Genomic DNA, 26,395 nt, shown 5'->3' on the forward strand with positions numbered 1-26,395 from the left:
AGACAACGTTCAAAGTTGCGAGAATGAGCGGCAACGGTGAAATTATTAGAGCCTTCATGTAAAGCGTGATTGTCTTTGCCATCGCTAAAAATCCCCGTCTTACTATGGTAGATACCGCGCCCACCTTCCATTTTGACGAGCTTGATTTCCAAGAAGCCCAACCGAATCAGTTCGGCCAGAATTTCGGTACTAGAAAAGTTACTCTCTGCCAATCCCTGAAGAAATTCTGCCAGAGTACGCTGAATAAACTGAGTAGGATTGCTGGTATCGTAGAGCTGTTCGAGCGCGAGGATATCGCGTTCTTTGGTAAATCCGCGCCAATCCATTAGCAACCGAATTCGTCCATCAGCTTGAATGATGTCTTGGAGGGGTTCTTCATAGACTTTGAGCAACCCACTATCAAAATAGGCGGTAGCGCGACGGTAAATAGTACTGCGTTGGAGCAGTTGATTAATCGCAGCTTGATATTCCTCCAGATCTTGGGGAATATTATAATGACCCTTGAGATGCTCGATCCCTCGAAAGCTATTCGCTAGCAGCGTTTTATCTTTTACCCTGGCTATTTCCTGAAGAAATTGCTTGATGAGTGAAAGCGAACCAGTCCGCAGTAGTGCGGTGGATGGAATATCACCAGGATTTTTGGGCGCGTAGGTGATGATGTAGCCAGTGCGTTCATCAATCCGAATTAGTTTGTGCGTAGTGTCTTGGTTCCCAAAGCCCAGAAACCTGATCACATTTTTGAGTAGACTATCCGCATCCTGATGTTTGAAGACGAGCCAGTATTGACAATCCAAACCGCGAATCGGCGTACCTTCGAGGTGATAATAGGGACGCTGGCGGATGATGAGATCTTGGATATCTTGTTCGCGCATGGGACTGGCTGCTACTCTAAGGAAAAGATCGATTCACACAGATTTTTTTGTGAACGCACTTAAAGTTAGTAATCCCCGTCAGCATGAAGAAATTTGGGTGTATCTAAAATATGTAGGAGTGGGTTTATGCAATTGGGAAAAGATCGTACCGGAGATTTAAGAACAACACTCATCCAAATCCATACCGAACGATCGATTCCGCAAGGCGGAGGCTATTGCTCTTGGCGTTAGCCTGCCGGAGGCACAGGCAAACGCTCCGCTACCGCCAACGAATCTCGATGTTAAAATAGATGGGTAACGAATAAACTCCATTTAACTTGCAAATAGCTAGTTTGTATGAATATTGCCCTCAAGCCAGAACAAGAGCAGTTTATCAAATCGCAAATTGACAGAGGTAGGTTTAAATCTGCCGATGATGCTGTGCTTCAAGCTTTTAAGCTGCTAGAAGAGAAGTATCAAGACTATGAAAACTGGATTGAAGATACTCGTCAAAAGGTGGATGTGGCGGTGGCTGAACTCGATCGAGGTGAAGGTGTGGAATTAGATGTAGCGATGGAGCGACTACAACAAAAGTTTCAGTCAGCGAAGGATAGGATTTAATGAGCCGCTGTTCGATTGCCCCCAGTGCTATCCGAGATCTTGATAATATTTCTGACTACTTTCTCGAACACAATATTCAAGCTGGAGAGCAACTACTCCAAGAATTTACCAAAAAATGTCGGAATCTGGCAGCATTTCCAACTATGGGCAAAAGCTATTCACAGATTCGATCTGACTTACGCGGCATCCCACTTCAGGGATATATTATTCTCTACCGACTAATTGATGATGGATTAGAAATTGTGAGAGTAGTTAATGCTCGTCAGGATTTGGAAATTTTATTTGAGCAAGAGGAAGAATGAATACTCAGTTAGTAGACTCGATCGTGCAATTAGTTGAAACTCTCCCCCCCGCTGAGAGGGATTTAGTCAAACATAAATTATTATTGCCCCAGGCATTGGCGGAACGGCAGACTTCCTCTAGTGAGCTAACTTTAGCAGAACGCCGCGCTTTTCTACGCCAGCCTTTAGCAGAGCGACGATCTATCCTCGCTCAACAAGCAGAGGAAATGCTCACACATTACCAATCTTCAACTGAATGGCGAGAATTGATGGCTGGAGACATCATCGATGACTAACTCAGTTTCACCCCAACGAGGAGAGGTTTGGTTAGTAAATTTCGACCCAACTTTGGGTACAGAAATCCAGAAAATTAGACCAGCGGTAGTAATCAGCTCAAATGAAATTGGGGTATTACCAATTAAGTTAGTCGCGCCGATTACCGATTGGAAAGATCGGTATTTTAGGAATTTATGGCACGTCAGGATCGATCCTACTGTTGACAATGGTTTGAGCAAGAGTTCTAGTGTTGATACACTCCAACTCCGAGGTGTCGATACTCAGCGATTTATCAAGAAGTTAGGAGTACTTTCATCAGATGAAATCGCCGTTATTACGATCGCAATTGTTACTGTAATTGAAGCAGAGATTTGACGATTGGCTCGATCGAACCCAGTTAACCAGACTCCCACTAATAAATCCCCTCCTCTCCTGAAGGAGACGCTGCGCGAACGGAGCGGCGTTTTTATTCTGGGGTTCCCCCAGAATAAAAAAACGACAAGACAGGGGTGCCCAACGGGCGGGGTGGGTAAAATCTCCGCCATTCACCAATATCTCTCGATCGCATCCCCCGATCGAATTAGCCCAATCTAGACGTATTTATGGTTGGCAGGTGGTAGCGAAGATCTACTTAACTACAGATCGGTATTCAACCACGATCGCCTATGGATAAGTTAAGGGCTGCTAGTAACAAGTCTAGAATAGCCATCTATAATAAAACTGAGCCTCCACCAAATCTTAGTCGATGAACGATCTAGACCAAATCTTAGACAAAGCAATGGCTTTACCCTCGAATCAGCAGGAGATGTTGCTTCAACTTTTACAGCGGCGCATAGTCGAACGCAGACGCGATGAAATCGCCCAAGATGCAAACGAGTCCCTCGCTGAATTTAGAGCGGGGAAACTCAAAGCGCAAACTGCTACCGAAGCCATCGCCGATCTGAGAGCATTTCTGGCAGATAACACCGCTGATGACTAAAGTAGTTTTATCCAATAAATTTAAAAGAGCCGTCCGTAAATTTACTCGTCGGGATGCCCAGTTACAAGCAAAGATTGAAGCAACGATCGCGCAAATATCCGAAGATCTGGCAAACCCTGCTCTCGGTACTCATAAGTTAGAGGGTAAATTGTCTGGTTTATTGGCTTGCTCTTGTGGTTATGATTGTCGGATTGTCTTCGCGATCGAGACTGAAGAAGATAGCGAAGAAACAGTTATCGTTCTGTTAAATGTTGGCAATCACGATGAAGTCTACTGAACCAATCTCGTATCTTTCATCTAAAAAATCCCCTCCTCGGAGGGGTGCCCACCGGGCGGGGTGGGTAAAATCTCCGCCATTCACCAATATCTCTCGATCGCGCCTCGATCGAATTGGCATGAATCAGACGTATTTAGAGTTGGTAGGTGGTAGCGAAGATCTACCCACCCCGCCTTTCAGGCACCCCTCCGAGGAGGGGATTTTTGAGGCTAGTTGTACTCAGAATCGATCGGCCAATTCGGAATCGCGGCATCGATTTTAGCCATCAGATCGATCGATTGTTCCAGGGCAACGACAATCTTTTGATAATGCTCGATATCAGCTTGACTCAGTGTGCGACCTTTGCGATCTTTGAGCCATTTATGACAAACTTGATAGCCGCCAACATGGAAGTTCCAAACCGCTTCAGGTACATCCACAAAGCCGTCTTTTTGCTTGTTGATGACTACTTTACCATTTTCATATTTAGGATGCCCAGCATCGACAATACAGCCGCCACCATGTTCGATAAATGGGGATGATATTTGGTTGAGGATCGGGGATTTCATCAGGTGTAAATTCACTAATTGCTCTCCCAGTTTACCCAATTGCTGGAATAAATTGACGTTACGGGTCATCGGCACGCGAGGGAAGTCTGCCTTTAAGAATTCAGCGTAGCGGCTGCGGTAGGTGGGGGAATAGAAAATGGCATAAATGTAGTAAAAGATGGCTTCGGGTGTTGGTATATAGCTAAAATTTTGTTCGAGTTTTGCTAGGAATTCGGGTGCAATATTAGGCTTGCGAGTAATTCCCATATCTATTTCACCTGGGGTGGTAGGGTAGAGATAGAGGGGTGCAATATTAGCGTTATCAGCAGAAGAAAGAATTGTTTTATCTGTTAAATTTTCAGATACAAAGAAGTTTGATATACTATTTTCTCTACTTCCTCTAACAGAACACAGCCCTAAATTATCACTTGCAATTATATGAGCCATGATTTCAGTACGTGGCGTACAGTGAAAACCCTTCCATTTACCAGTATAATAAGTATATCTAATGTCAAATGGACGATATGTAATTTGGGATATGTTACCATAAGAGACTTTTGATTCTTTTATGTCTTTTTGAGCAAGGTGAATTTTCCAATCACGAGTATCATCACCTAATTCATATTTTGCTCTAGCCACTTCAACAGGTAAAGCAACAAAATCCTTGACTGTTTCAAAAATATCGTTCTTAGATAAATGAATCGTTAATTTATCTCTCGCTGTTGTTATCGCCATGCTATTAACAGGAAGCACATCAGTTATTTTCCACCATCTCTCATACTCTTGACGAAAGATTGAATCTTGAGGGATCAGCAAGTAGAATTTAGAAGCTTCAATATCAATATCTGACCATTCAGTTTTGCTAATATCCGAAACTAATAATTCCTGATTTTTTAGACTAGCTAAACCTTGTAAGCTCGCATGAAAGATCTTTGACATATAGAAGTTAGAGGTCTTCCTCTTTTTTCTATTGTACCCATTGAAAAACTATGAATTACTAAAATCATTTTTATGGTAATTTAACCATTAAACCGATTGCAACACCCTGCTGAATATCAAAGATATTCTCATCTTTTGAGCCATCCGGTGCGACTTCCTTCTTCTTGCTATTGCCATGCAGATCGAAAATATACATCTCATCAAAAGTCTGATCCAAACTGCGACGCATTCCCCGAAATGTCGGATTATCTAGATATCCATGATTGGTAATAAACGCTAAAATCCCCATCCCCGTCTTTTGAATCCGCCACTGCGAAAACCGAATAAACTTCACATAGTCATCCTGTAAATACTTGGGATTCTTCTCACCCAAAGGCTGCCCATCCACTTGGTAATAGTCCTTGAGCAGATTGCTAATCCACTCGCCCTTATTCTCCGAATGCCCCGAATATGGCGGATTCCCGACAACTACCATCACAGGCTCATCCTGCTTGATGCTCGTCGCCTCATTAGCTTCCGACGCAATAAACTCATCAAACAAAAACTCCGACTTGCGCGGCGCATTATCCAACGTGTTCGTCAGATACACCTTCAACCGCTGTCTTGTCTCGCTTTTCGCGTCGGGGAACCCGACGGGCGCGAGCCGCTGATTGGGATCGAACTCATACCCACTCTCCTGCAAAAACAAACTCAGCTTCAAGTGAGCAATCGCATAGGGAGCCATCAACAGCTCAAACCCCGCCACTCTAGGCAATAAATGATCCCGCACATATTGCGTCCATGACATCTCCCCAAATCGCTCTTTAATCAACCGCTGAGACTCCACATCCCCATCAGTCCCCTTAAATCGCCGCTCCACCAACTGAAAAATCCACAGTAGATATGTGCCCGTACCTGTTGCTGGATCTAGGATCATCACGTCGGGATCTGCCAATCCCAGCGGCTTGTGGAACTTATCCTTGAGCAGAATATCTACACTCCGCACCATGTAAGAAACCACCGATTCCGGCGTGTAATAAACCCCGCGATTGTCCTTCAGTTTGGGATTGTAAGCAGCCAAAAACGGCTCATAGAAATGGATGATGATATCGTCCCGATTTCCCGTCTGGGAAAAATCACTCAAAATCGCCTCCATCTTCGCTGCTCGGAGAATCCCAAAAATATTGGCAATCTCCGTAATCAATTCATCCCCAAGATCCTGTCGTTCTGAAATATCCTTAAATAACTGCCGCAAAAATGGGTTAGTTTCTGGTAACTGTTCCCATGCTGATGCTCGATCGAATAATGGCTCCTTAACCGTCGGTACCTGTAAATCTTTTTGCCATTTCAGATGACTAAATACCCGCGCTGTAAATAAAGAATAAGCCACCGTCTGAGCATAGATATCGGCAAAACTATAATCCTTATCGTTTTCAGCCTCCAGCTTGAGAAAAGGAAGTAACTCTTGCTGAAAACTCTTCAATAGCTTGTGCAAATAGCCATCCTGCTCGCTTTTTTCATCCCGATAAACTTGGGGAATAATCTGCTCGATCCTTTTCGCCACCGTCGCTAATTGCTGGGCTAAATCCTTGGCAGTTTCGAGCGGTTTATAAAACGCAAACTCCGCCAGGGGAATCGATAACATCGCCTTATGCGCCACAGGTAGAGTACCCTGTTTCAGGCGTTCTAGACGCGATCGCAATTCCGGCGAGTCGATCTCAAAATTCTGAATATTCCGCTGCTTCAGTCCACCCTCAGTCGGCAGTACCAACGATACTTTCCCATCCTCTCCATTCGGCAACAGCAGATACATCACTGGCTTGTCTGCCAAATTCCGCCCTAAATAATGCTTGTAAGTCTCTTCCTGCTTACTCTCTAGATCGTCATAAAACCGCACCGCAATCGGCGCGGTATTTTCAGCCTCATCCACATCAGCCCCAGGCCGCAAATACCAGTAATCTCGGTTGGCTCGATCGAACTTCTGCGCCAGCTTCGGATATCCCAAAAACGTCCGTAGAGCTTCGATTTGCTCCGCTGGTAACTCTTGTGGTCTAACATCCGCAGAACCTTTGTGAGCGACCCAATTGTCCCTCTGTGTGAGTAGATACATAGCACTGATTCCCTGGCTGCACTGAAATCTTTGAATCGATCGCATTTGCTGCGATGCATCCCTTTAGGACACCCAAGAATCAGTGGTTGTAGCTCAGAGGAAATACGGTAATTTAAAAAATGATTTGATACCGCTCGAAATTTAGGGTAGGGGCAATTCATAAATTGCCCCTACCCTAAATTTCGAGGATCTACACGATCGTCCTTTTCCCACTAATCCACCCTGCAACACAATTAACCTGTAGGGGTGCCCAAAGATCTCCGCTATTACTAATTATTTCGATACTAGTGCAAGCTGTAAGTTGCTAAGTATCTTGACGGAATCTAGCCGATCGACTTAAAAATGTTTAAGATCGAGTAATTCAAACTTCCGTTTCAGGAGCAGAGTATGGCAGTCAAACAACAGTTCACTAGTTTTGAAGATGCGATCGCTAATAGTGATGTGCCGATTTTAGTTGATTTTTATGCGACTTGGTGCGGCCCATGTCAGATGATGGCAAAGATTCTCGAACAAGTCAATATCGAACTAAATGGACAAATAAGAGTCATCAAAATCGACACTGATAAGTATCCTGAGATTGCTTCTAGTCATCAGATTCAAGCATTACCAACTCTAGTTTTATTTAAAGGTGGACAATCTGTCGATCGGATGGAAGGCGTATTGCAAACAGGACAATTAATCGATCGGATCGGTCAATTTTTGTAAATAGAATGTGTCGTTCGAGCCTTTCTATTCGTCATTATTTTCTCGATCTTTAGCTTCGATTTCAGTGGCTTTCTGGCGATCGAGTCTCGCACCAGATCGTTCCCGCGAGCCTCTCCTCTGGAGAATCACCAGATTGTTCACTGAGTGTAGCTCTTTCTATATAAGCTGAGGCAAATTTCGGTTCGCTAGCGATCGCCAGATCTAGATCGGCTAAAGCAAGCTTTCGGTCTCCCTTTTTGGCAGACAATTTACTTCGTTCGAGATAGCCAGAATAACGTAAATCGGAAGACTCTAAAATATGTGTACTGTAATTTGCGATCGCTAAATCGGTATCGCCTAATTAGCAACTCTTAAATCGAGGGGAAGAGCAAAGGCGATCGCAATCCCAAATTAATCGATAGGTATGGTAAAAAGCCGTATTTAAAGGCAGTCGATAGTGGATGCCACCATCTACAGATACAAAGATTTTGGTGGCAATTAATCAATCGACATAATCAGCGAAATAAGCGAAATAGCGATCGTTAAAACTCGTGCTGTCAAGATTACCAATTGGAGAGCGGTCGATAATTTTCAAAAACTGTTAGAGCACCATCAAAAACGAAGTCTAGCCGACTTTATGTATTGCGAGGCTCCCAGTGCTACCAAATCGCCTCCATGCGGGCTGATTTGAACCCGACATCCCGCCCATAGATCGGCCAGACTATACCGCTCTGCACTCTGCATGGCTGCCTCCAGATAGCCCTGCCAGCGGAATGTCCCACCTGCTAAAACGATCGATTCTGGATTCAAGAGATTAATGAGAGCTGCCAATCCCATTCCTAGTGACGAGCCAGCAGATTCGATCGATCGAACTACAGTTAGATCGTTTGCCGCAACTAAGGTACTCAATCGATCGGCATCGATGCCCAATTGCTGTAGAATAGCCGCACCACTAGCTTGAGCATCTAGTGTTTTACCTTCAATTCCAATCGGAATACTCCCCAATTCCCCCGCCCAACCATTCGCACCCCGCAACACCCTGCCATTGACATAAATCGCCGATCCAATCCCCGTACCCACCATCACCACCACTGCCACAGTTTGGGGCTTCAAATCGCTCACTACCTGCCTCAGTGCAGCTTCCGCATCATTCAGAACATCGATCGAACAAATGGCAGAAAAGGCCAGCAAGGGTTGCCAACCGATGAGGTTTGGGAGTACATCACAGGCGATGACGGTGCCTTGTCCATCGACTAATCCAGGAATAGCAATCCCAATCGATCGTGGTGGCGTAGATAATGTCTGCATAAATCGATCGATCTCAGCTTCCGCATCAGCGGCGGAAAAATCCTTACCTGTCGTTATTTGCGATCGAGCCTGAATCTCTGAATCCCTAGCGATGGCGAGCATTTTTGTCCCACCAATATCGATACCAACTTGGATCTGATTTGTCATAAAGCTCGGATATTGTTAATCGAAATCTGCTGTGTGGGTACCCTGAGAATAAGAGCGGTTCGATCGCTCTTGGTTCCTCATTCATATTATGAATACTTATGCTGAAATCAGCTATTGTTACGACGATCTCGATCGCGTCTTTACTATCTATTGTTAGTATCGCCGATGCCAACGATCGATCGATGTCTCAGGTATCAACTCATCAGTCAGCAGGTCAATCCAAACCGATCTTAATTGCCAAGAAATCCGCAGCTAATCGGACTGCCATTCCTGAATTAGAACTCAAAGCTATTCGTCAAGCTTACATAGATTTCTATCACAAGCAGAATTTGCAAAGCATCCCAAAAATAGGTCATTCAGGTGCAACTAGTTTTCATGAAATAAAAGGATTGAAGCTCTTATCTTATGGTGCTGCAAAAGGTAATATTGAAAGTGAAGCTAGGCTTGAGTATATACGTATTGAACGTACTTACAGCTTTCATACAGTAGAGGATTTAACTAATAAATCTGTCAAACGTAAAATTGTCTATAACAACTCTAATTATGCACCTCGGGTTATGAAAGGTTCTTTTCTCGCTCGAAAAATAAATGGTAAGTGGCAGGTTTAATTAACTAATGCCCACCGAGAAGTGTGAAGAGCCGAAAAATAATCTGATAAAAATATTAAAGGTTGAATTGAACACCTGTTCAATCCAACCTTTGTCTATACTAATTTGAAATGAGATAGTTTTTTTACTTAGGTTGAGATTCTTTACTAGCAGTAGGTATGTCACCTATTCTGCGAGTAACTTCTACGCCAACTTCTTCTAGCACCACTACTGGCGATAGAGTTTCTTCACCTTCTACACGTTTGACTGTTATTTTGCCATCATAAATCCGATCTCCGACTTCTACATATCGGCTGAAAGATTCATTGGGGAGCTTAACAATTACTTGCGTTGTACTACCTACTTGAATTACGCCAGAGATTCCCACTGTTCGTGATAATATTGGCTCGAGTGCGGTGGGGATTGCTGTTTTTGAATCATTCAGTGGCTGAGGTAATGGGTTGATTGCCACAGTTGACTTCTTCGGATTTAATGTTGCATTTAGCCCCTGAGGTAATGCTTTAAGTGCCACAGTTGATTTCGGATTTAATGTTGCATTTTTCACCTGAGCTGATGGTTTAAATGCCACAGCCATCTTCGGAAACTTCCGATTGACACCAGAAATGGGAATTTTTGAGATGTCTACATCGTTAGGATTCATTGCTGACTCACGAGGATTTTTAGCTGAAATTGTGGAAGAGTTGCTTGCAACTCTAGTCCCAAGTTTAACACCAGATTTAATCGCAGGTGAATTATTGCTGGCGATCGATGATGTGCTAGCTTTTGGCTTGAGTGGATCGAAGATTTCGGCAGCTTCAAAGGGTTGTAATGTTAACATCGCAAAGGGATCGGTACGACCTTTTGAGACAGTTTTTGCCCAATTATCGCCATCGGTAGGCGGAATTAAACCTGCGGCTAGTTCAACCGATATAGGCTTGACGATAGATTTGCCTGGAACTGTCGGCGGAGTGGCTGCTACCGTTGGTGCAGGCGCAGTAGTTGCAGCAATTGGAGTAGCAGGGACAGTAGGCGGAGCCGCAGCAACAGGACTAGCCGCAGGGCTAGCAACAGCACTCGGACTGGCTGCGGGAGCAGAAGGCTTGCCACCATCGCCACCACAGCTAGTCGCGAGCATTGCCAAACTGCCGATTACACCTAGATAAAACCAAGATTTATTCATTATTTTCTATACCTCGTTTCCCTAAATAGCTATACATATAACGTTGATAACAGTCGGGATGATTAGACGTTTACTCTGTACCATTTTTCGAGAATGGTTGTCTATTTTTATACTTCCCAAATTTACAGCGATAATATCGCTTCCTGACAATTAAAATAAGTCGTAAGTGGGAGAGCCGAAACTCGGCGCACGGTTTCATCCCTAATCCCTAATTCCTAATTCCTAATTCCTAATTCTCATTATTCACCATCATTAATTTCAGAACGTTCAGTCCTTTTTTGACATGGCGAGATACGGTGATCACGCTGATATCCATCCGCTCGGCGACTTGTTTTTGGGTTAGATCGTGGAGGAAGACAAATTCGAGAATTTGGCGGGTATGTTGTTCGAGGGCGATCAAGCCCTGTTGTACGCGCAGCCGATCTTCCTGAAATAGTTGAAAACTCTGGTAGTGACGATCGGGTAAGAGGTCTGCTAAATTATTGGCATCTTCATCACTACCGACCGGACAATCCAGACTAACTGGCTGACGGTTTTGGTACGCCATTTTGATTTCTTGCCATTCAGCGACAGAAATATCGAGTTCCAGCGCGATTTCCGCCTCTGTGGGCTGACGTTGATGTCTTGATTGTAAGACTTTTGTAATACTGCCTGCTTGTTGGATGATGGCAAACCAGCGGCGGGGCATTTTTAGGACAGAACTTTTATCTCTTAGATAGTGTTGAATTTCACCCCTAATGTAAGGTGTCGCAAAGGTACTAAATGCACATCCTTTGCCAATTTCAAATTTATCGATCGCGTTGATCAATCCGATACTACCAACCTGGAGCAAATCGTCGTAGGTTTCCTGACACTGATTTGTCCAGAAATGTGCTTCCTTCCGCACTAATCCCAAGTTTAGTTCTACGATCTGGTTCCGCAGCCTCGCTTTGCCAGTCTGTTGATATTCTCTCAGTAGTTGTAAACTGTGGTGCTTCAGGTCGCATTCTAAGACAGTTGTCATGACACTTTATCTAATTAAGAGTTGAGATTAAATCACTGCAAATGCAACACAATTGTTTCGGATTGGCAGAAAAAACTAATGGCAAAGATCGACTCTAAATTAAGTTCGATCGATTATCGATCCCAGCTAGTTGAGTTTAATCTGAGATCCTGTTGAATTCCATCAGTGGGACTACTAGTTCTCAGTATTTGAGATAAATTCGAGCGTTCGATGTCCGTGTTTTTACTGATTCAAAGACTTTTGTCTGTTTAATTTTGACTTACTCCTATTGTTGACGATTATTTGGCAAATGCTTGTGATATTGCCCCCAGTTCGACATCGATCTCGATCGCTAGCTCTGAGATAATAAATTCGGCGTTGCTGGGTCGAAGTATGAAAAGCTAGAAGATCGATTAAAATGGCAGTAATTAGCAGAAAAAGATCGATCGTGACTACAAAACCGCAACCAGACTCGAAGATGCCGTCGTCTCCAGTAGAACCTAGTTTTGGCTGGAACCTCTATGCCGAACAAGTTAATGGTCGATTTGCAATGGTCGGATTTGTCTTGTTATTGCTGTTGGAATTGGTAACAGGACAAGATTTATTGACATGGTTGGGACTTAGATAGCCTCAGATCTTGCACTACGACAGTCCGATTACTGCGACAACCCACAAACCAAAACAAACAACCTCCACGGCTAAATTAAGCTGTGGAGGTTGTTTGTGAGAAGTCGAGACTAAGTTAGTATCGATCGGGGAAAACAATCGGTTCTGTGCCAGATGCGGGCAAACCTGACGGTGGATCGATCGGTTCGTAATCCACATAGTTGGCAGTCGTGCCTTCTTTTGAACTACTTTCTGGTCGTTGACGAGTTGAGGCGGCTGATGCAACACGTTCATTGCCATCACCTGGGCTGTCGGGGCGAGGGCGACGACGGCGGGGTGCTGAACCTGAATCGTCGTTATCATCTCGATTGCGGTCGAGATTCTCTATTTCAGGGCGTTCCGATCTTCTTCTAGTCGAGCGGCGTTCTGGTTGCTGGCTGGCTAGATCGGCATCTGGTAAAGCGCGACGGACTTGGACGGGTTCTCGATCGTTCCAGTCATCATCATTATCCCAACTGTCATTTTGGTGACGAGCGAGGGAGCTTACTTCGGTGAGAGCTGGCTCGGTGAGACGGCGGCGCGGGGCTGTCTGAGCAAACCTGTCTTCGGGCAACTGTCTAGGCGCAGATCGACGACTAGGAAGCTCTTCTGGGTCTTCACGTTCGTTGTTACTACGATCGAATCTATCTTCGTTGCGACGATTGCCCCGTTTGGTTGGCGCATATTCTGGTTCATCATCAATTCTGGCACTGTACGCCGATTTTCGTGGGGGGGCTTCGCGACCAGCACTGCGACCACCGCTTTTGAGCCGTTTGTTTTCGGCACGCACCTGCATAAATTGCCACATGATGGTAATTAGAGAACCAATCATCAGCAATTGCTGGAAGGCCATTGCCGCACCTAAGTCGAGGCTAATCAGCAGCAGCAAACCACAGATGATGCCAATGACCGCATAGATGTTGTCAGATTCTTGATACAAATCTGGCTTGAACTTGCTGGTCAGAAACAGGGCGAGAGATGCAAGAATTAAAACTAGGCCAAATAGCAGAGCCGCAGGAATGCCAAAACTCACGGTGATTTCCTCAGAGGGTGAAACAGAACGGTTTGTACCGTTGGGACATTAGATGCTCGATCTGGCCAGAGGCTATTCGATTCTTCGTATATTTTAGCATTCACCATTACTTATGCCGATTGACCATATCAAAAACCTCTATTCTGGTGACAAGCTTACCACTTCTATTTTGGCTCAATCGACTCAGATCGTCCATCCCTAAAATCGACCGATCTTGCTACAACAAAACCTCAGATCGGTCGCAAACCAATCGCAGCAACGCAATCGGCACAGAAACCTAACTGAGGTTAAATAATCTCGATCGATCTTTAAGAACGTTGAATTTTATCTTTTTGGCTGATGAAGATCAGTCCAACAGTAGCGGGCACAACTACGATCAACCCGCCAGCAAGCAAGCTATACATGAAATTGGCTAATGAGGGTGTCATAAAATATTTTGTCCTACGATCGCATAAAAGATTCTTTTACCTAATTCTATCCATTTAGTGGCACGCTGAGAAGTATTTGCCCAAATTCGTTTTAGGCTGACTTACCCCCCAATGATGCGGAGTTGCTCTTGTCCCCTCCCCTTTCTAAGGGGAAGGCTGAGATGGGGTAAAGATCTACGCCATAATACTTAGACAGGATGGTACTTTCGCTGATTTTTGTTGCTAGATCGATCGAGTTAGATCGTTAAATTTTGGCGGTCGGATATTATTATGCATCACAGTAAGTCTTCGTTGGCACAATCGATCGTGAAAACTTCCGCATTCATCTTCACTCCTCTAGCTCTGACTAGCGTACTCTTAGGTGCAAATATTACCCATTCCCAGACATATACACCTTCCAATCGCATCCCCGTAGCCGACAATAGTTTAGGCACTCAAGTTTCAGGTAATAATAACTTCAGCATTACAGGTGGATTGCAGAAAGGACAGACTTTATTTCACAGTTTCAGAGATTTTTCTGTGCCCAGCAAGGGACAGGCAAATTTTCTCAATCCGTCGGGAAATCGCGACATTATTACCCGCGTAACGGGAGGACTATTCTCCGATATTAATGGAACTGTAAGTACACAAGGGGCTAACTTTTTCCTGATTAATCCCAATGGGTTAGTATTTGGACCGAATGCACAGTTAAATGTGGGTAAAGCGTTCGTTGGGAGTACGGCGAATAGTATAGATTTAGTCGATGGTAGCGGGCGAATAAGTTCTATATTGTCGGACGGGGCGGACATCCACAAAATGCCGAAGATCTGCTCACCAGTGAGGTAGTTTGGCACGATCCTCGCGGTGCGAAGCCGCAGCCTGTGGCTAGTGCGAATAGTCAAACCACTCGGAAATTAGCACCGCCTGCGGTGGGTTGGGTATTCGACTGGAAGGGGAAGGTGACGTTGATAGCCGCCCAGACGGAAAGCGCACCGACGGGAACTAAGGTTGTGTGTCCGAAGGCGGAGAAATAGGGGGATTGCTCCGCACCACAACCGCCCGCAGATAAATCGCGGACTAATGGTGCAAGTCTACTGAAGTAGACTCAATGGATTGACAACCCGTTTCAACGGGTTTGAGCCATCAGCCCGCAATTCATTCGCGGGCGGTTGTCGTCGTAGGGAAATCCTCCGCATGGTGGATTAGCTCCGCACCAACACCACTTGTGTACACACGGTACCCTGGATTTCGAGGCGGTTGGCAACAAATAATTAGAGTTTTGTGATTTTCGCTAGTGACAAATGAGCTTGTTATGATAGAGCTACGCTCATTTTACCTCGATCTATTTTGAGCGACGATCTCGAACATGCGAAAATTCTATCAATTTTGTTTGCTCGTTTTAGTTACCGCAATCGCGACTGGTATCCTCTTCCCACAATTACTAGCACATCGCTTCTCGTCCCAAGATGTGCTAAATGGTACGATCCAGCTCCCCGCTTTGCAAGAGATCGCCGCATCCACCCCACCAGAAGCCTGGGGTGAAACTGGGGCGACAGTACTCCCCGTAGCCGCCCAAATCATGGCAATCCGAAATCCACAGGGGGTGCCATTAGATGCAGCTCAGAAGGGCTATTTGCGACCCCTGTTTGGCAATTTGGTCGATCGAGTAACTGTGGTCTATCAAGCCAAATTACTCGATCGCTGGTCGCAAGGTGGTAAGGAAACGCATATTGGCGGCGTAGATTCATCGGCTCAAACTTATTGCGATCGGATCTATATTCGCGCCCCCCATCGACCGCATAATAGCGATCGATTGGTACTACTCGCCCACGAACTGACTCACGCCCAACAATGTCATCAAGCTGGCGGAATTAGTAAGTTTGGCGAACGTTATTTTCAAGGTTATTATCAAGGCGGACAAACTTATCAAAATAACCCTTTAGAAAAATCGGCGATCGCGATCGAAGAAAAATTTACCCGTCAGTTATGCAAAAAGATCGATTGTCCCCCTCGGAAGGGACGTTTTTATGTCAACTATAAGGGTTGGGGAATTAATTTACCTGTGAATATTTAGGTTTTAGGCTTTAGGCTTTAGGTTTTAGGTTTTAGGTTTTAGGTTTTTAAACATTCTCTAAAATCTGTGTGGCAACTCGATCGAGGATGGGCATAACAGACAGTCTATTCCCTTGCTTGACAACTAGTAACTCTTCTGCGGTGAATCGATCGCGCAATTGGGATAGGGTAATTTGGCGATCGAAAGCGCGGACAAATTCTACTTTGACAGTATGCCAACGCGGAGCTGCTAGAGTAGATTTTGGGTCGTAATATTCACCATCAAGATCGAATTGACTGGGATCGATAACTTGAGCTTCAACTATCTGCATCAATCCCACAATTCCTGGGGGATTAGTATTAGAGTGATAAAAAAAAGCTAAGTCGCCAACTTGCATCGACTGGAGAAAATTCCGTGCTTGGTAATTTCTCACTCCGTCCCAAATTGTGAATCGATCTCGATCGAGATCGGCAATCCCATAGACATCAGGCTCGGATTTCATCAACCAATAATTCACTTATACTCTATTCCTTAATGACGATTGCTTCGATCTGGGCGATATTTGTCTCGCGATCGACCGCTGTAATCGCCCACCGTAGGGGTTCGCCCCATTTTTGGAGAGTAGTCTCGATCTCTCGATCTAGTGCGCCTAGTCCGCCTGTAATGTCCAGCTCGATCTCGATCGATTCAATTATCATTTAGGGATTAGGTTTTAGGTTTTAGGCTTTAAGATTTAGGAATAGCAAAATTTTTAACATTATGTCTAAATCTATATCTATTTTATTTGCACAATGGCTGACTCGATCGATCGTCGTCGTGGGGATGTGGTTATCGTTGGGTTTCAACGATTTTAGTTTAGCAGTCGGCGGTCAGACCAATTATAGTCGGATTAATCTTACCGATCGCAACTTTGCAGGGCAAGATCTGACTGGTGGCGTATTTGTATCGGCGGAAATGCGGGAAGTAGATTTTAGTGGAGCCAATCTCACCAACGCCATGTTAACGATGGGCGTACTCCTGAGAACAAATCTATCAGGCGCGAATCTTACAGGAGCATTAGCCGATCGAGCTACCTTCGATGAAGCCGATCTGACCAATGCTATTTTAACCGAAGCCACCCTGACTCGATCGCGCTTCTATGGTGCCAAAATTACTGGAGCTGATTTTACCGATGCCTTAATCGACAGATCTCAGGCTAAACTATTGTGCGAGAGAGCAGAGGGTGTCAATCCGATTACTGGAGTATCTACGCGAGATAGTCTTGGTTGTCCATAACTAGGCATTTCAACGCGAATGGAAGCAAGACAGCTTAATTAGTCCTCTAATCGTTCGCGGAGTCTAACCGAGGGAATGGAGATGCAGTTATATTGTGTCAGTCTCACACACTACTGAATCTTGACTACAGTCACATGGTGAACGTAGATATTTTTTTTCACGAGTCGTATGTCTGTATATATCAGCCGTAACTAATTTTGGAACTAAAGGGCAATAATTCTTACTTATTCTATTTCTATCGAGTCTGAGACAACGTAAATAGATCAGTCCAGATAATGGCTTCGCATCACTAATTTGGTTGTTAGTGAGATTGAGTTGAGTCAAGTTAGTCACTCCAGCTAATGGTTCTACATCACTGATTTGATTGCTGCTGAGATTGAGCTGATTCAATTTAGTCAACCCATTTAACGGTTTTAGATCGCTGATTTGATTGCTGTTGAGATTGAGTTCAGTTCAGTTAATCAATCCATTTAACGGTTTTAGATCGCTGATTTAATTGCTGTTGAGATTGAGTTCAGTTAAGTTAATCAATCCATTTAACGGTTTCAGATCGTTGATTTGGTTGCTGCGGAGATTAAGATATTTCAAATTAGTCAATCCACGTAATGGTTTTAGATCGCTGATTGTGTTGTCAGAAAGATTGAGTAAATACAATTTACTCAATCCAGCTAACGGCTTTAAGTTAATAATTCGACTGTTATGGAGACTGAGTCTACCTAATTTAATAAGTCCAGCTAATGGTTCCAGATCGCTGATGTTACCAAGGGAGATACGGAGATTTTCCAAATTAATCAATCCAGCTAAAGGCTTCAGATCGCTGATTGCGTTGTAGCTGAGATCGAGATTAGTAAGATCTCTAAGTTTACGATCGGCCAATTGGCAATCATTAGTGCCAGCTTGTCCCAGCACTGCATCAATTGTCCTTCTGGTAGCCTCTGGCACAGATTCTTTTTCCTCGCACCATTGGGCGAAGGTCTTAACTTCGATCGGCTCTACCGCACCTGCCACCATTGGCAGTACAGACACTAAAAATACTGCTGTACCTATCGTTGCTAAAATCTTCTTCATTTCTTACATACCGGATCGACGATACTATAGTCTTCCCTTTTTCTTTCTCATTGTTTGGTTCCGGTTTTCAGACTGTTATAGTGAGTACTGTCAATCCTGGAGATCCAAGCATTTGTACTATTATTTCGATCGACTCAGACAGAGGCAGAGTGTTGCTGTAGAATATGGTAGCGCGATCGAATGTTGGTACCAAATTGTAAAGATTTGCCAAATATCTCATCTACCTTGACGATATCGCTTCACTTGTGCGACCGTGAGTAGCTAAACTATTCTTATAATAGGTATCTAAAATCGATCGCAATTAATATGAGTGTAGTTAGTCAAGTTATTCTCAAAGCCGATGACGATCTGCGCTACCCCAGTAGCGGAGAACTCCAAAACATCCAGTCATTCTTGCAAACTGGCGAACAGCGGATTCGGATCGTTACTACCCTTGCCGAGAGCGAGAAGAAAATTGTCGAGCAAGCTAGTAAGCAGTTGTGGCAAAAACACCCTGACTACATCGCCCCTGGTGGCAATGCTTACGGACAAAAACAACGCGCTCAATGTTTGAGAGACTATGGTTGGTACCTGCGGTTAGTTACTTATGGAGTACTAGCTGGCGACAAAGGCCCGATCGAGCAAATCGGACTGATTGGCGTGCGGGACATGTATAATTCCCTTGGCGTTCCTGTTAATGGTATGGCTGATTCGATCGTCGCACTCAAACAAGCCGCTTTAAACCTCCTCACTGAGGAAGATGCCGCAGCCGCAGCTCCCTATTTTGACTACATTATTCAGGATCTGTCCTAAATTACTATTTTCTGTTATCAACTATAAATAACCCTCAGTGTTGCTGGGGGTTATTTATTTAGGTTTTAGGCTTTAGGTTTTAGGTTTTAGGTTTTAGGTTTTAGGCTTTATGCTTTAGGAGGAATAATTTTCCAGTCCCTTTTACCCTTTCCCCCTTCCCCTTTCCCCCCCAACACCCCCACTCCCCTCCCTAACTGATGAATCTAATCGAATTCCTCCTCAAAGCATCCTGGGTAAGCGCAGTCGCTGCTGCCATTACGGGTTCGATTAGTGGAATCGGTAGTGCTGCTTCTATCGCCCTTATCAATCGATCGATTAGTGAAATTACTCCAGCACATCCCCAAGCTTCTCAAGGGCTGCTGTGGGGCTTTATCGGGCTAGTAGCAGTCGCGCTGGTGACTAATCTCGTCTCGCAATTTTTACTCGTGCAGTTGGCGCAATCTGCGATTTATAAATTGCGGCTGCGGATTAGTGGGTGGATTTTGGCTTCACCCTTGCGACATCTAGAGGAACTGGGAGCAAATCGCTTGCTAGTGACGCTGACTGAAGATGTGCAGTCAATTTCTAGTGCTGTATTTATTGTGCCAACATTATGTACCAACGCGGCAATAATTTTGGCATCATTAACTTATTTGGGTTGGCTGTCGATTTGGGTGCTGTTGGGCACATTAGGATTTCTGGTTCTGGCAATTAGTCTCGTGCAACTGCTGATTAATCGAGCTGTGAGTTTTTTCACTAAAGCACGGGAAGAGAATGATGCCTTGATGAAGCATTTTCAGGCAATTACTGATGGGGTGAAGGAACTCAAACTCCATGCCCAACGACGGGAAGATTTCTTTGCAGAGGATTTACAAGCTACTGCGGCAACTTTACGCGATTATCGGATTGGCAGTCAACGGGCGATCGCTTTATCTAATGGTTTAGGTGATTTGTTATTCTTTTTGCTATTGGGATTGCTGGTATACGGCTTGCCCCAAATTAGGGCGGTTTCGTCAGAATTACTATCGGGTTATGTGCTGACGATATCTTATATCATGCGCCCGATCGGGAATATCCTATCGAATTTACCGAGTCTGAGTCAAGCAGGTGTGGCGTTGCGGAAGATCGATGCGTTGGGATTATCCCTGGCTAGTCGCGCTGAAACATTAGCACGCACGACGAATGTTCGCAGTGAGTTTAAACAAATCGAGATCGATCGAGCTACCCACAGTTATCAGTTAGTAGGAGAAGAAACTAATTTTAGCTTAGGGCCGATCGATCTAACAATCTATCCTGCCGAACTATTATTTATTGTCGGTGGTAATGGCAGTGGTAAATCAACTTTGGCAAAGTTACTGACGGGTTTATATGTGCCCGATGGTGGTGAAATTCGGTTAGATGGGAATGTAATTGACGATCGCAATCGCGAATTGTATCGCCAGTTATTTTCGACAGTATTTGCCGATTTTTATCTATTCGATCGATTTATGGGGTTACGATTAGCAGATCCAGATGCCCAAGCCCAGGCTTATCTGGAGCAACTCCAACTTACCCATAAAGTAACAGTCGAAAATGGCAAACTTTCCACCACAGCACTCTCCCAAGGTCAACGCAAAAGATTGGCATTACTCACAGCTTACCTCGAAGATCGTCCCATTTATCTATTTGATGAATGGGCTGCCGACCAAGATCCCTTTTTTCGCGAAATTTTCTATCAACAACTCCTCCCCGAATTAAAACAACGGGGAAAAGCAGTACTAGTAATCAGTCACGACGATCGATATTTTCATCTCGCCGATCGACTAATCAAGTTAGACTATGGAAAGATAATTAATAATTAATAATTAAAAGGAAGAGGATTGAAATAGGTAGTTGGGAGGATCGAATCGAGCCGTTTGCGTCCAAAATACTCCCTAAAGCCTAAAGCCTAAAGCCTAATTCCATAATTTCCACCAAGATCTACCATTCCAGGGCGCACCAGCGACAAACTTTTTACCACTAGCAGTAGTGCCAAAATAGCCCCAATAGGCACCCAGATTACTATGATTATTAGCATCAGTAACTATTTGTCCTGGTTCGATCCATTGGCTGTTGCCCAAATCGTACCACTCTTGAAACTGTTGAGAACTAAAAAAACCGCCAGTAATTGAGTGAAGAACTAATGTGTTACCTTTTTGAATATAGGTTCCAAATCGATCGATCCGAATTTTTTCTGTCGTTTTATTGGTAATACTAGTTGAGTAATATGGCTTCTGTCGATCTTCAGGATTACTCCGGTGCTGGATCTCTAGCAAATTTTTACCTGCTTTCAAATCAGCCCAATCTAATGTCGCAAAAATAACATCTTCAATAATCGGGCGAGAGCCGTCAGATTTAGCCTTAATTGCCGACGCAAACAGCAAGCCTTTCGCGTCAGCGTGTTCCAATCTACCTTTACTGGAATTTTCAGGGCTGATTTCGCCCAGCTTATTTGTTGTCTTATCCAGATCGAGACTTAACTTGCGCATCTGTTGTAGTTGCTTATTCATTACTGACTACCTAAATCCACAGCTAAACTTCCTAGTCATAGGTATAGAATACCCACTCGATCGCCAGAATCGATCGTTTTAACAATTTCGATCGATTTTCCGCCTGGACTCATCCTGAAACTATTGTCCTGACCAAATTATTAATAATTAAGTTATGTTAATTTCGGGGCTATCTTAGGGTATATTATACCTACGAAGCATCGGAGACCGTACTCTAACATCGCCGACCTTCGCTCTGCGTCCAGACATCGAGCCAAAATCCCACTGTCTTGCCGACAGACACGATAGTGACCGTACAATTGGTATCGATCGTCACTATTTACACTGAAAGCCCTACTTAATTTTTACTTGAAACCGGATAAACGCGATCGGAACATAATCGTTAGACCCTATAATAAAAGTCATCTTGACAACCCAATAGGTCTGCTAACTGTATCGTGACGATCGGTATTTAAACTGGCAAAACGATTAAGCTATGTCCTAGTAAGGATTGAGTTGAAATTTGGCATTTGCCAACTCAGATTAAGAGTATCTAACGATACAATCTGGTTAATCTGAAGTACCCACTCAAACCGAACTATGTCAATTTGAACACCCTAAATTTTAATGTGAGGAGAATCACCTAGATGTCATCAACATTTTGGAAATCTGTATTAATTAGCCCTGTAATTTTGGGCATCACTCTGTTCTTATCCACTGGGGTAATGGCATCACCAAAAACTGGTTCGGAACCAGTTAGGAACACATCTGACAACCTCATCTTAAACAAAGCCAGCGGCTCGCAACCCGTGACAATTGCCGCTAGCGAACCTACTCCAGCTACTAAACCAGAAACTGATAGTCCTGAAGTTGTTAGTGAGATCGTCAAACCTGGCGACTGGCAATATACCGCTCTCCAAGGTGTAGCTGCTAAATATGGTTGCAATTCCAATCTCAACAACCAACCCGTCTCTCAAATTGAATTCGCACGTGGTTTGAATACCTGCTTGGTCGCAGTCGAACCCATGCTGGCTCAACAGCCCACCGCTGTAACCGCCGCCGATCTCGAAGTCATCAAAAGATTGACTCAAGAATATCGCGCCCAACTGACCGAAATTGATGGTCGCCTGATTGGTGCAGACAAAAAAATCGCTCAAGCTCAAGCAAACCAGTTCTCCACCACTACCAAACTCAAAGGTGAAGTTATCTTCAACCTGACTGGTGCTTTAAGTGGTTCCAATTCCAATAATATCGTACTTGGCGATCGCGTCCGACTATTATTTGAATCCAGCTTCAGCGGTCAAGATAAACTCTGGACACGATTAGCTGCTGGCAACCAACCCGGCGTAAATACCAACTTAAAAAATGGCCCGACTGGTGAAGGGACTCAGGTATCTGAAGGATTTGTTGCTGTACCTGGTTCTACCGCAAATAGTGTCGGTCTAGACTGGTTGGCATACCAATTCCCTGTCAGCAATACCAATGTCTATGTAGCTGCCTGGAACGGGATTCATGTAGATTACGCACCAAGCTACGGATCTAATTTTGATGACTTTACTGGTGGTAGCGGCGCACTTTCTACCTTCGCTGAATCTAGCCCCATCTACAAAATTGGTGGTGGTGCTGGCGTTGGTACCAATTTTCCGATCTCTGAGACTGGATTAAAGTCTTTTACAGTCGGTTACTTATCTGGTAGTGCCAATAATCCGGCTCAAGGTCAAGGTTTATTCAATGGTGACTATGCTCTGTTAGGACAATTGAATTTCAAATTTAACGATAAGTTTGAGGCTGGTTTAACCTATGTTAATAGCTATCATACTGGTGTCAATCCTATTTATGGCTTTGGTGGCCCTGCCTCATTAACCGGTACTCTCGGTAGTGCTGTAACTCCGCTAGCTAATTTCAATGCTAATGGTACTACTGCCAATTCCTATGGTGCTGAGTTTACTTACAAAGCTAGCGATACTTTAGCTTTCAATGGATTTGTGCTAAATACCAGTGCTAACAAAGCAGCCATCGGCAAACAAGATATTTGGAGCTATGGTGCGGGACTTTCCTTACCTAACGTTGATGGTAAAGGTAGTTTAGTTGGTCTGCTAGTTGGAGCAGAGCCTTACGTTGGCGGTGCTGGCAATACTCCATATCACCTCGAAGGTTTCTACAAATATAAATTTAGCGATAATCTCAGTATCACTCCTGGTTTGATCTATCTCACAGCACCTAGCCAAACTAGTGGTAATGGTGTCGTAATCGGTGTTGTCAGAACTACTTTTACGTTCTAACAATCCGATCCTAACTCAATTAGTTATTTGACCCGATTGTCAAGTAACTAAACCAATTCAGCCAGAAGTAAAATAGATCTTCTGGCTGAATTTTTTAGATATTTAACTCAAATATTTAGGTGGAATTAAACAGTAGAGTTGAGCTGTTCCAATTTCAATTTGGTTGCCTGGAAATTTCAAGCCAATCATGCCGCCCTTCTTGAGAATTAATTGGTGAGAAACCTTGCCAAATAACAATAATTCCGTCCATTCACTTAAATTAGGTTCGTGTCCGACTATAGCTAGAGTCGAGATCGAATTACGATCAGATCTGGCATTCCAATTCATCAACCAAGCAGGCAGATTTCCCATTGGTTTCAAATCCTGAGCTATCTCTAGTTTAGGACTAACTTGCTTGTCAATGAAAATGTCAGCCGTCTGTTTGGCGCGGATTAGTGGACTAGTAATTATCAGATCGAAAGTTAACCCTAATCTTGCCCCTTTGTGGCTGTGGATCTGTTTGAGACAATCGGCAACTTGTGCGATTTTTTTGCGTCCTATTTTAGTAAGCGGTCTTGACTCATCATCAGCAATTGAGTCAAGCGTGAGCGGATCTGGATCGATCGCAATACCATGACGAATCAAGTATAAATACATATTTTTGTTAATTATTTGATGCTAATGGTCGATCGATCGGATGATAACTAGCGGGTAACTGTTTATTGTCCATTGATACATCTGTCGATCGATGGGGAATTCTAAAATTGGGTGACAAATATCAAAGATACGATCGAGGTTGCAGTAGTTATGACAAAACCATATATAGAAGAATTTGCGAACCAGCGCAAACGGAGATTTGACTGGGCGGCTTTTTTGCCCCAGCAGAAAGCTTGGATTCAAACTCTAATTTTATTGCCTTTTGGCTTGCCTGTTGCCAATTTTTTAGGTGCTAGCTGGCATTTTTCAGTGAATTCGATCGTCGAAGAACGCCAATATTTGGTTGGTGTGTTCTCGATGGCGATTAATTTATTACTTCCGAGCCTATTTTTCGCTTTCCTATTCCACTGGGGTTGGTTTATTTGGAAACAAGAATCAGCCACTTGGTACCCCAAGGCACAGGCATTTTGGGCTGGAGCTTATGCTACCTTGACGATCGCGGCATCATTTGGCATCGTTGGACTATTTACCCATACTTTGGGCATATGCGGCAATCTGGGCTGGGGTGCTGTCAGTGAAACATTGCTCTGCAATCTCGACGGTTATGGCTTTGAGTCCAAATCCTGGTTTGGCGCATGGTTTATCATCGCCGCTTATTGCTATCGAGTTCGAGGTTCCATCGATGCACTCGCTCGACGGATTTTCCAAAAACAGCATTATTCCCCACGGGCGGATCTCCATGATTTTACCTCCGTTGCCACCGCTCATGGCGATCTGCCTCCACATGATGATTTTAGTGCCAATTCCATCGACACAATTGCCACCAACAGTGAAGACTAGACCGAAAATTTTCTCCCTAATGCTAAAATATGATGAGATCGCACCAGCACGCCATCAGGCGATCGCCACTAAATAAATTGCTAAACCGAAATTATCATCATATTTTTAGCCCAGAGCGTTTGTGCCAAAAATTAGTCGGTACAGCTATCGTTGTTCTGGGTTGTTGGGGACAAAGCTTGCCAAGCATTGCTAGTCCCCCTAGCGACCTTCTTCTTCTGGACACCGCTACTTTTCCCGTACTCAGTAACCGCAAAAAAACAACTCATTTAGTCGCCCAAAATCCCGCTCAACCTGAAACACCGCCATCAGAAAAGATCGATCTCAGTCCCGAAATTATCAATGGTAGCCCCGTCTTCCAAAAATGGCTCCAGGGCATCCCTGATGTCATGAGTGAGATAAGAACCGCCCCCAGTTTTCGGACGCGAGTCAAAGTTGGCTATTCCCAATATCCCTCCACTGATCAATCTGGGGGTTTTCATGTTGCTGTCGATGATGTCTTCTTCGGCAATCAAGGACTATCTGCTAGTGCCAATTACAATTCTTCCTCTACTGGGAATCGCACTGCATATGGTGCTGACGCTCAATACTATCTCTTACCCTTAGGTGGTTATCTCAATATTACTCCACTAGTCGGATTTCGCCATCTAGAAACCGATAAATACAGCCGCGATGGTTTAAATCTGGGCGTGAAACTAATGTTAGCCCCTTCCCGTGGTGGCGGTGCAGATATCGCCCTGAGTCAAAGTTGGGTAGGTTTCGGCAGTAGTACCGAAACAGGACTAACAACTCTCTCCGTCGGTTATGCACTCACCAATAATCTCCGATTATCTACAGATATCCAGCAGCAAAATGCGAAGGAAAACTACGACAGTCGGCTCGGCTTTGGAGTAGAGTGGATGCCTTGAATTAAGCGATTGAGGATAGAAATAGGCGGCGTTGGTGAATTGATATATGATGTTTGGTTGGGTAGCTATTTCTCACTTAAATTCAGGAATATATCCACAAAAGAAACCCCAGTCGTAGACTGGGGTTGTTTTGTCTTGAGTATTAAGCTTGGCATCGAGCTATTTTGACAGGGGGCAACCCCCCAACTATCGTCGCCGCAATAGCGTTTCACCTCCGAGTTCGGGAAGGGATCGGTGTGGTTCCA

General features: G+C 44.3%; 31 protein-coding genes, 1 rRNA gene and 2 pseudogenes. 18 read left to right on the forward strand and 16 right to left on the reverse strand.

All coding sequences use genetic code 11. The features are described from left to right. Window positions 1–872 (reverse strand): annotated as a pseudogene (locus RMO55_RS10780) (helicase); the annotation flags it as partial. 336 nt (window positions 873–1,208) lie between these two features. Between RMO55_RS10780 and RMO55_RS10785 the strand changes: the two are divergent. The 6 genes from RMO55_RS10785 to RMO55_RS10810 all read left to right on the forward strand — a co-directional run bounded on the left by RMO55_RS10785 (window position 1,209) and on the right by RMO55_RS10810 (window position 3,285). Further along, window positions 1,209–1,472 (forward strand): type II toxin-antitoxin system ParD family antitoxin, encoded by a 264-nt coding sequence (locus RMO55_RS10785; protein ID WP_310426435.1) that lies wholly within the window; start codon window positions 1,209–1,211, stop codon window positions 1,470–1,472. After that, on the forward strand, window positions 1,472–1,774 hold the full coding sequence (locus tag RMO55_RS10790) for a type II toxin-antitoxin system RelE/ParE family toxin (protein WP_310426437.1): 303 nt from the start codon (window positions 1,472–1,474) through the stop codon (window positions 1,772–1,774). Before RMO55_RS10785 ends, RMO55_RS10790 begins: the two co-directional genes overlap by 1 nt. Continuing rightward, window positions 1,771–2,049 carry a hypothetical protein gene (locus tag RMO55_RS10795; protein ID WP_310426439.1) on the forward strand — a complete coding sequence of 93 codons (279 nt, stop codon included), beginning with the start codon at window positions 1,771–1,773 and terminating at the stop codon, window positions 2,047–2,049. The genes RMO55_RS10790 and RMO55_RS10795 overlap by 4 nt, the downstream gene beginning before the upstream one ends. After that, window positions 2,042–2,404, forward strand: coding sequence for a type II toxin-antitoxin system PemK/MazF family toxin (locus RMO55_RS10800; protein WP_310426440.1), 363 nt, complete (start codon window positions 2,042–2,044; stop codon window positions 2,402–2,404). The genes RMO55_RS10795 and RMO55_RS10800 overlap by 8 nt, the downstream gene beginning before the upstream one ends. Before the next feature lie 370 nt (window positions 2,405–2,774). Then, complete coding sequence (locus RMO55_RS10805) at window positions 2,775–3,008, forward strand: hypothetical protein (protein ID WP_310426442.1); 234 nt, start codon at window positions 2,775–2,777, stop codon at window positions 3,006–3,008. After that, window positions 3,001–3,285: a type II toxin-antitoxin system RelE/ParE family toxin gene (locus tag RMO55_RS10810; protein ID WP_310426444.1), complete on the forward strand. Its 285-nt coding sequence runs from the start codon at window positions 3,001–3,003 to the stop codon at window positions 3,283–3,285. Before RMO55_RS10805 ends, RMO55_RS10810 begins: the two co-directional genes overlap by 8 nt. Window positions 3,286–3,494: 209 nt before the next feature. On the opposite strand, the gene RMO55_RS10815 is transcribed toward RMO55_RS10810, so the two are convergent. Next, window positions 3,495–4,751 carry a type ISP restriction/modification enzyme gene (locus RMO55_RS10815; protein ID WP_310426446.1) on the reverse strand — a complete coding sequence of 419 codons (1,257 nt, stop codon included), beginning with the start codon at window positions 4,749–4,751 and terminating at the stop codon, window positions 3,495–3,497. Window positions 4,752–4,821: 70 nt separating this feature from the next. Then, window positions 4,822–6,840, reverse strand: a complete 2,019-nt coding sequence (locus tag RMO55_RS10820) for an N-6 DNA methylase (protein ID WP_310426447.1) — start codon at window positions 6,838–6,840, stop codon at window positions 4,822–4,824. Window positions 6,841–7,227: 387 nt separating this feature from the next. Between RMO55_RS10820 and trxA the strand changes: the two genes are divergently transcribed. Further along, window positions 7,228–7,545, forward strand: coding sequence for a thioredoxin (gene trxA / locus RMO55_RS10825; protein ID WP_310426448.1), 318 nt, complete (start codon window positions 7,228–7,230; stop codon window positions 7,543–7,545). Between the two features lie 61 nt (window positions 7,546–7,606). On the opposite strand, the gene RMO55_RS10830 is transcribed toward trxA, so the two are convergent. Then, window positions 7,607–7,792, reverse strand: coding sequence for a hypothetical protein (locus tag RMO55_RS10830; protein WP_310426449.1), 186 nt, complete (start codon window positions 7,790–7,792; stop codon window positions 7,607–7,609). A 344-nt stretch (window positions 7,793–8,136) separates the two neighbouring features. After that, entirely contained in the window at window positions 8,137–8,979 is an 843-nt protein-coding gene (locus tag RMO55_RS10835) for an ROK family protein (protein WP_310426451.1), read from the reverse strand. A gap of 98 nt (window positions 8,980–9,077) precedes the next feature. Here RMO55_RS10835 and RMO55_RS10840 point away from each other — a divergent pair, with 98 nt between their 5' ends. Beyond that, entirely contained in the window at window positions 9,078–9,587 is a 510-nt protein-coding gene (locus RMO55_RS10840; RefSeq protein WP_310426452.1) for a hypothetical protein, read from the forward strand. Window positions 9,588–9,711: 124 nt separating this feature from the next. On the opposite strand, the gene RMO55_RS10845 is transcribed toward RMO55_RS10840, so the two are convergent. After that, on the reverse strand, window positions 9,712–10,746 hold the full coding sequence (locus RMO55_RS10845) for a hypothetical protein (RefSeq protein ID WP_310426454.1): 1,035 nt from the start codon (window positions 10,744–10,746) through the stop codon (window positions 9,712–9,714). Window positions 10,747–10,975: 229 nt separating this feature from the next. Continuing rightward, window positions 10,976–11,749 (reverse strand): RNA polymerase sigma factor SigF, encoded by a 774-nt coding sequence (locus RMO55_RS10850; protein ID WP_310426455.1) that lies wholly within the window; start codon window positions 11,747–11,749, stop codon window positions 10,976–10,978. Between the two features lie 457 nt (window positions 11,750–12,206). Here RMO55_RS10850 and RMO55_RS10855 point away from each other — a divergent pair, with 457 nt between their 5' ends. Next, window positions 12,207–12,356 carry a chlorophyll A-B-binding protein gene (locus RMO55_RS10855; RefSeq protein ID WP_310426488.1) on the forward strand — a complete coding sequence of 50 codons (150 nt, stop codon included), beginning with the start codon at window positions 12,207–12,209 and terminating at the stop codon, window positions 12,354–12,356. A 114-nt stretch (window positions 12,357–12,470) separates the two neighbouring features. On the opposite strand, the gene RMO55_RS10860 is transcribed toward RMO55_RS10855, so the two are convergent. Further along, window positions 12,471–13,406 (reverse strand): Ycf66 family protein, encoded by a 936-nt coding sequence (locus RMO55_RS10860; protein ID WP_310426457.1) that lies wholly within the window; start codon window positions 13,404–13,406, stop codon window positions 12,471–12,473. Window positions 13,407–13,714: 308 nt separating this feature from the next. Continuing rightward, window positions 13,715–13,834: a photosystem II reaction center X protein gene (locus tag RMO55_RS10865; protein ID WP_310426459.1), complete on the reverse strand. Its 120-nt coding sequence runs from the start codon at window positions 13,832–13,834 to the stop codon at window positions 13,715–13,717. Window positions 13,835–14,104: 270 nt separating this feature from the next. On the opposite strand from RMO55_RS10865, the gene RMO55_RS10870 reads away from it, so the two are divergent. The 3 genes from RMO55_RS10870 (at window position 14,105) to RMO55_RS10880 (ending at window position 15,887) form a co-directional block, all read left to right on the forward strand. Beyond that, window positions 14,105–14,659 carry a filamentous hemagglutinin N-terminal domain-containing protein gene (locus RMO55_RS10870; protein ID WP_310426461.1) on the forward strand — a complete coding sequence of 185 codons (555 nt, stop codon included), beginning with the start codon at window positions 14,105–14,107 and terminating at the stop codon, window positions 14,657–14,659. 35 nt (window positions 14,660–14,694) lie between these two features. Then, the gene (locus RMO55_RS10875) at window positions 14,695–14,847 is read left to right on the forward strand and encodes a hypothetical protein (protein ID WP_310426463.1); all 153 of its coding nucleotides are present in this window, start codon (window positions 14,695–14,697) and stop codon (window positions 14,845–14,847) included. Between the two features lie 332 nt (window positions 14,848–15,179). Beyond that, window positions 15,180–15,887 (forward strand): DUF4157 domain-containing protein, encoded by a 708-nt coding sequence (locus RMO55_RS10880; RefSeq protein WP_310426464.1) that lies wholly within the window; start codon window positions 15,180–15,182, stop codon window positions 15,885–15,887. A 46-nt stretch (window positions 15,888–15,933) separates the two neighbouring features. On the opposite strand, the gene RMO55_RS10885 is transcribed toward RMO55_RS10880, so the two are convergent. Both RMO55_RS10885 and RMO55_RS10890 read right to left on the reverse strand, forming a co-directional pair. Continuing rightward, a complete protein-coding gene (locus RMO55_RS10885) occupies window positions 15,934–16,383 on the reverse strand; it encodes an EVE domain-containing protein (RefSeq protein ID WP_310426466.1) in 450 nt (149 codons plus the stop codon). A 7-nt stretch (window positions 16,384–16,390) separates the two neighbouring features. Further along, complete coding sequence (locus RMO55_RS10890) at window positions 16,391–16,564, reverse strand: hypothetical protein (protein WP_310426468.1); 174 nt, start codon at window positions 16,562–16,564, stop codon at window positions 16,391–16,393. A 124-nt stretch (window positions 16,565–16,688) separates the two neighbouring features. On the opposite strand from RMO55_RS10890, the gene RMO55_RS10895 reads away from it, so the two are divergent. After that, the gene (locus RMO55_RS10895) at window positions 16,689–17,141 is read left to right on the forward strand and encodes a pentapeptide repeat-containing protein (protein ID WP_396134264.1); all 453 of its coding nucleotides are present in this window, start codon (window positions 16,689–16,691) and stop codon (window positions 17,139–17,141) included. An 87-nt stretch (window positions 17,142–17,228) separates the two neighbouring features. On the opposite strand, the pseudogene RMO55_RS22240 reads toward RMO55_RS10895, so the two are convergent. Both RMO55_RS22240 and RMO55_RS10900 read right to left on the reverse strand, forming a co-directional pair. Beyond that, window positions 17,229–17,582 (reverse strand): annotated as a pseudogene (locus tag RMO55_RS22240) (leucine-rich repeat domain-containing protein); the annotation flags it as partial. A gap of 51 nt (window positions 17,583–17,633) precedes the next feature. After that, complete coding sequence (locus RMO55_RS10900) at window positions 17,634–18,209, reverse strand: leucine-rich repeat domain-containing protein (protein ID WP_310426472.1); 576 nt, start codon at window positions 18,207–18,209, stop codon at window positions 17,634–17,636. A 306-nt stretch (window positions 18,210–18,515) separates the two neighbouring features. Here RMO55_RS10900 and apcD point away from each other — a divergent pair, with 306 nt between their 5' ends. Both apcD and RMO55_RS10910 read left to right on the forward strand, forming a co-directional pair. Further along, window positions 18,516–19,001: an allophycocyanin subunit alpha-B gene (apcD, locus tag RMO55_RS10905; protein ID WP_310426474.1), complete on the forward strand. Its 486-nt coding sequence runs from the start codon at window positions 18,516–18,518 to the stop codon at window positions 18,999–19,001. Between the two features lie 197 nt (window positions 19,002–19,198). Next, window positions 19,199–20,821 carry a cyclic peptide export ABC transporter gene (locus RMO55_RS10910; RefSeq protein WP_310426476.1) on the forward strand — a complete coding sequence of 541 codons (1,623 nt, stop codon included), beginning with the start codon at window positions 19,199–19,201 and terminating at the stop codon, window positions 20,819–20,821. Window positions 20,822–20,914: 93 nt separating this feature from the next. Here RMO55_RS10910 and RMO55_RS10915 read toward each other — a convergent pair whose 3' ends face one another. Beyond that, window positions 20,915–21,508, reverse strand: coding sequence for a hypothetical protein (locus RMO55_RS10915; RefSeq protein ID WP_310426478.1), 594 nt, complete (start codon window positions 21,506–21,508; stop codon window positions 20,915–20,917). Between the two features lie 626 nt (window positions 21,509–22,134). On the opposite strand from RMO55_RS10915, the gene RMO55_RS10920 reads away from it, so the two are divergent. Next, complete coding sequence (locus tag RMO55_RS10920) at window positions 22,135–23,769, forward strand: iron uptake porin (protein WP_310426480.1); 1,635 nt, start codon at window positions 22,135–22,137, stop codon at window positions 23,767–23,769. A gap of 102 nt (window positions 23,770–23,871) precedes the next feature. Here RMO55_RS10920 and sixA read toward each other — a convergent pair whose 3' ends face one another. Next, window positions 23,872–24,405, reverse strand: a complete 534-nt coding sequence (gene sixA / locus RMO55_RS10925; protein ID WP_310426482.1) for a phosphohistidine phosphatase SixA — start codon at window positions 24,403–24,405, stop codon at window positions 23,872–23,874. Between the two features lie 111 nt (window positions 24,406–24,516). Here sixA and RMO55_RS10930 point away from each other — a divergent pair, with 111 nt between their 5' ends. Both RMO55_RS10930 and RMO55_RS10935 read left to right on the forward strand, forming a co-directional pair. After that, on the forward strand, window positions 24,517–25,245 hold the full coding sequence (locus RMO55_RS10930; RefSeq protein ID WP_310426484.1) for a hypothetical protein: 729 nt from the start codon (window positions 24,517–24,519) through the stop codon (window positions 25,243–25,245). Window positions 25,246–25,274: 29 nt separating this feature from the next. Further along, on the forward strand, window positions 25,275–26,150 hold the full coding sequence (locus RMO55_RS10935; protein ID WP_310426486.1) for a hypothetical protein: 876 nt from the start codon (window positions 25,275–25,277) through the stop codon (window positions 26,148–26,150). A 146-nt stretch (window positions 26,151–26,296) separates the two neighbouring features. On the opposite strand, the gene rrf is transcribed toward RMO55_RS10935, so the two are convergent. After that, a 5S ribosomal RNA gene (rrf, locus tag RMO55_RS10940) occupies window positions 26,297–26,395 on the reverse strand; the annotation flags it as partial.

It is taken from the genome of Chamaesiphon sp. VAR_48_metabat_135_sub, from assembly GCF_031418915.1.
Classification (GTDB): domain Bacteria; phylum Cyanobacteriota; class Cyanobacteriia; order Cyanobacteriales; family Chamaesiphonaceae; genus Chamaesiphon.

What these genes read in the sequence shown, in the direction of transcription:
- RMO55_RS10785 (WP_310426435.1), top strand. Translation starts at nt 1,209, where the DNA reads ATGAATATTGCCCTCAAGCCAGAACAAGAGCAGTTTATCAAATCGCAA.
- RMO55_RS10790 (WP_310426437.1), top strand. Translation starts at nt 1,472, where the DNA reads ATGAGCCGCTGTTCGATTGCCCCCAGTGCTATCCGAGATCTTGATAAT.
- RMO55_RS10795 (WP_310426439.1), top strand. Translation starts at nt 1,771, where the DNA reads ATGAATACTCAGTTAGTAGACTCGATCGTGCAATTAGTTGAAACTCTC.
- RMO55_RS10800 (WP_310426440.1), top strand. Translation starts at nt 2,042, where the DNA reads ATGACTAACTCAGTTTCACCCCAACGAGGAGAGGTTTGGTTAGTAAAT.
- RMO55_RS10805 (WP_310426442.1), top strand. Translation starts at nt 2,775, where the DNA reads ATGAACGATCTAGACCAAATCTTAGACAAAGCAATGGCTTTACCCTCG.
- RMO55_RS10810 (WP_310426444.1), top strand. Translation starts at nt 3,001, where the DNA reads ATGACTAAAGTAGTTTTATCCAATAAATTTAAAAGAGCCGTCCGTAAA.
- RMO55_RS10815 (WP_310426446.1), bottom strand. Translation starts at nt 4,751, where the DNA reads ATGTCAAAGATCTTTCATGCGAGCTTACAAGGTTTAGCTAGTCTAAAA.
- RMO55_RS10820 (WP_310426447.1), bottom strand. Translation starts at nt 6,840, where the DNA reads ATGTATCTACTCACACAGAGGGACAATTGGGTCGCTCACAAAGGTTCT.
- trxA (WP_310426448.1), top strand. Translation starts at nt 7,228, where the DNA reads ATGGCAGTCAAACAACAGTTCACTAGTTTTGAAGATGCGATCGCTAAT.
- RMO55_RS10835 (WP_310426451.1), bottom strand. Translation starts at nt 8,979, where the DNA reads ATGACAAATCAGATCCAAGTTGGTATCGATATTGGTGGGACAAAAATG.
- RMO55_RS10840 (WP_310426452.1), top strand. Translation starts at nt 9,078, where the DNA reads ATGCTGAAATCAGCTATTGTTACGACGATCTCGATCGCGTCTTTACTA.
- RMO55_RS10845 (WP_310426454.1), bottom strand. Translation starts at nt 10,746, where the DNA reads ATGAATAAATCTTGGTTTTATCTAGGTGTAATCGGCAGTTTGGCAATG.
- RMO55_RS10850 (WP_310426455.1), bottom strand. Translation starts at nt 11,749, where the DNA reads ATGACAACTGTCTTAGAATGCGACCTGAAGCACCACAGTTTACAACTA.
- RMO55_RS10855 (WP_310426488.1), top strand. Translation starts at nt 12,207, where the DNA reads ATGCCGTCGTCTCCAGTAGAACCTAGTTTTGGCTGGAACCTCTATGCC.
- RMO55_RS10865 (WP_310426459.1), bottom strand. Translation starts at nt 13,834, where the DNA reads ATGACACCCTCATTAGCCAATTTCATGTATAGCTTGCTTGCTGGCGGG.
- RMO55_RS10870 (WP_310426461.1), top strand. Translation starts at nt 14,105, where the DNA reads ATGCATCACAGTAAGTCTTCGTTGGCACAATCGATCGTGAAAACTTCC.
- RMO55_RS10880 (WP_310426464.1), top strand. Translation starts at nt 15,180, where the DNA reads ATGCGAAAATTCTATCAATTTTGTTTGCTCGTTTTAGTTACCGCAATC.
- RMO55_RS10890 (WP_310426468.1), bottom strand. Translation starts at nt 16,564, where the DNA reads ATGATAATTGAATCGATCGAGATCGAGCTGGACATTACAGGCGGACTA.
- RMO55_RS10895 (WP_396134264.1), top strand. Translation starts at nt 16,689, where the DNA reads ATGTGGTTATCGTTGGGTTTCAACGATTTTAGTTTAGCAGTCGGCGGT.
- RMO55_RS10900 (WP_310426472.1), bottom strand. Translation starts at nt 18,209, where the DNA reads ATGAAGAAGATTTTAGCAACGATAGGTACAGCAGTATTTTTAGTGTCT.
- apcD (WP_310426474.1), top strand. Translation starts at nt 18,516, where the DNA reads ATGAGTGTAGTTAGTCAAGTTATTCTCAAAGCCGATGACGATCTGCGC.
- RMO55_RS10910 (WP_310426476.1), top strand. Translation starts at nt 19,199, where the DNA reads ATGAATCTAATCGAATTCCTCCTCAAAGCATCCTGGGTAAGCGCAGTC.
- RMO55_RS10915 (WP_310426478.1), bottom strand. Translation starts at nt 21,508, where the DNA reads ATGAATAAGCAACTACAACAGATGCGCAAGTTAAGTCTCGATCTGGAT.
- RMO55_RS10920 (WP_310426480.1), top strand. Translation starts at nt 22,135, where the DNA reads ATGTCATCAACATTTTGGAAATCTGTATTAATTAGCCCTGTAATTTTG.
- sixA (WP_310426482.1), bottom strand. Translation starts at nt 24,405, where the DNA reads ATGTATTTATACTTGATTCGTCATGGTATTGCGATCGATCCAGATCCG.
- RMO55_RS10935 (WP_310426486.1), top strand. Translation starts at nt 25,275, where the DNA reads ATGATGAGATCGCACCAGCACGCCATCAGGCGATCGCCACTAAATAAA.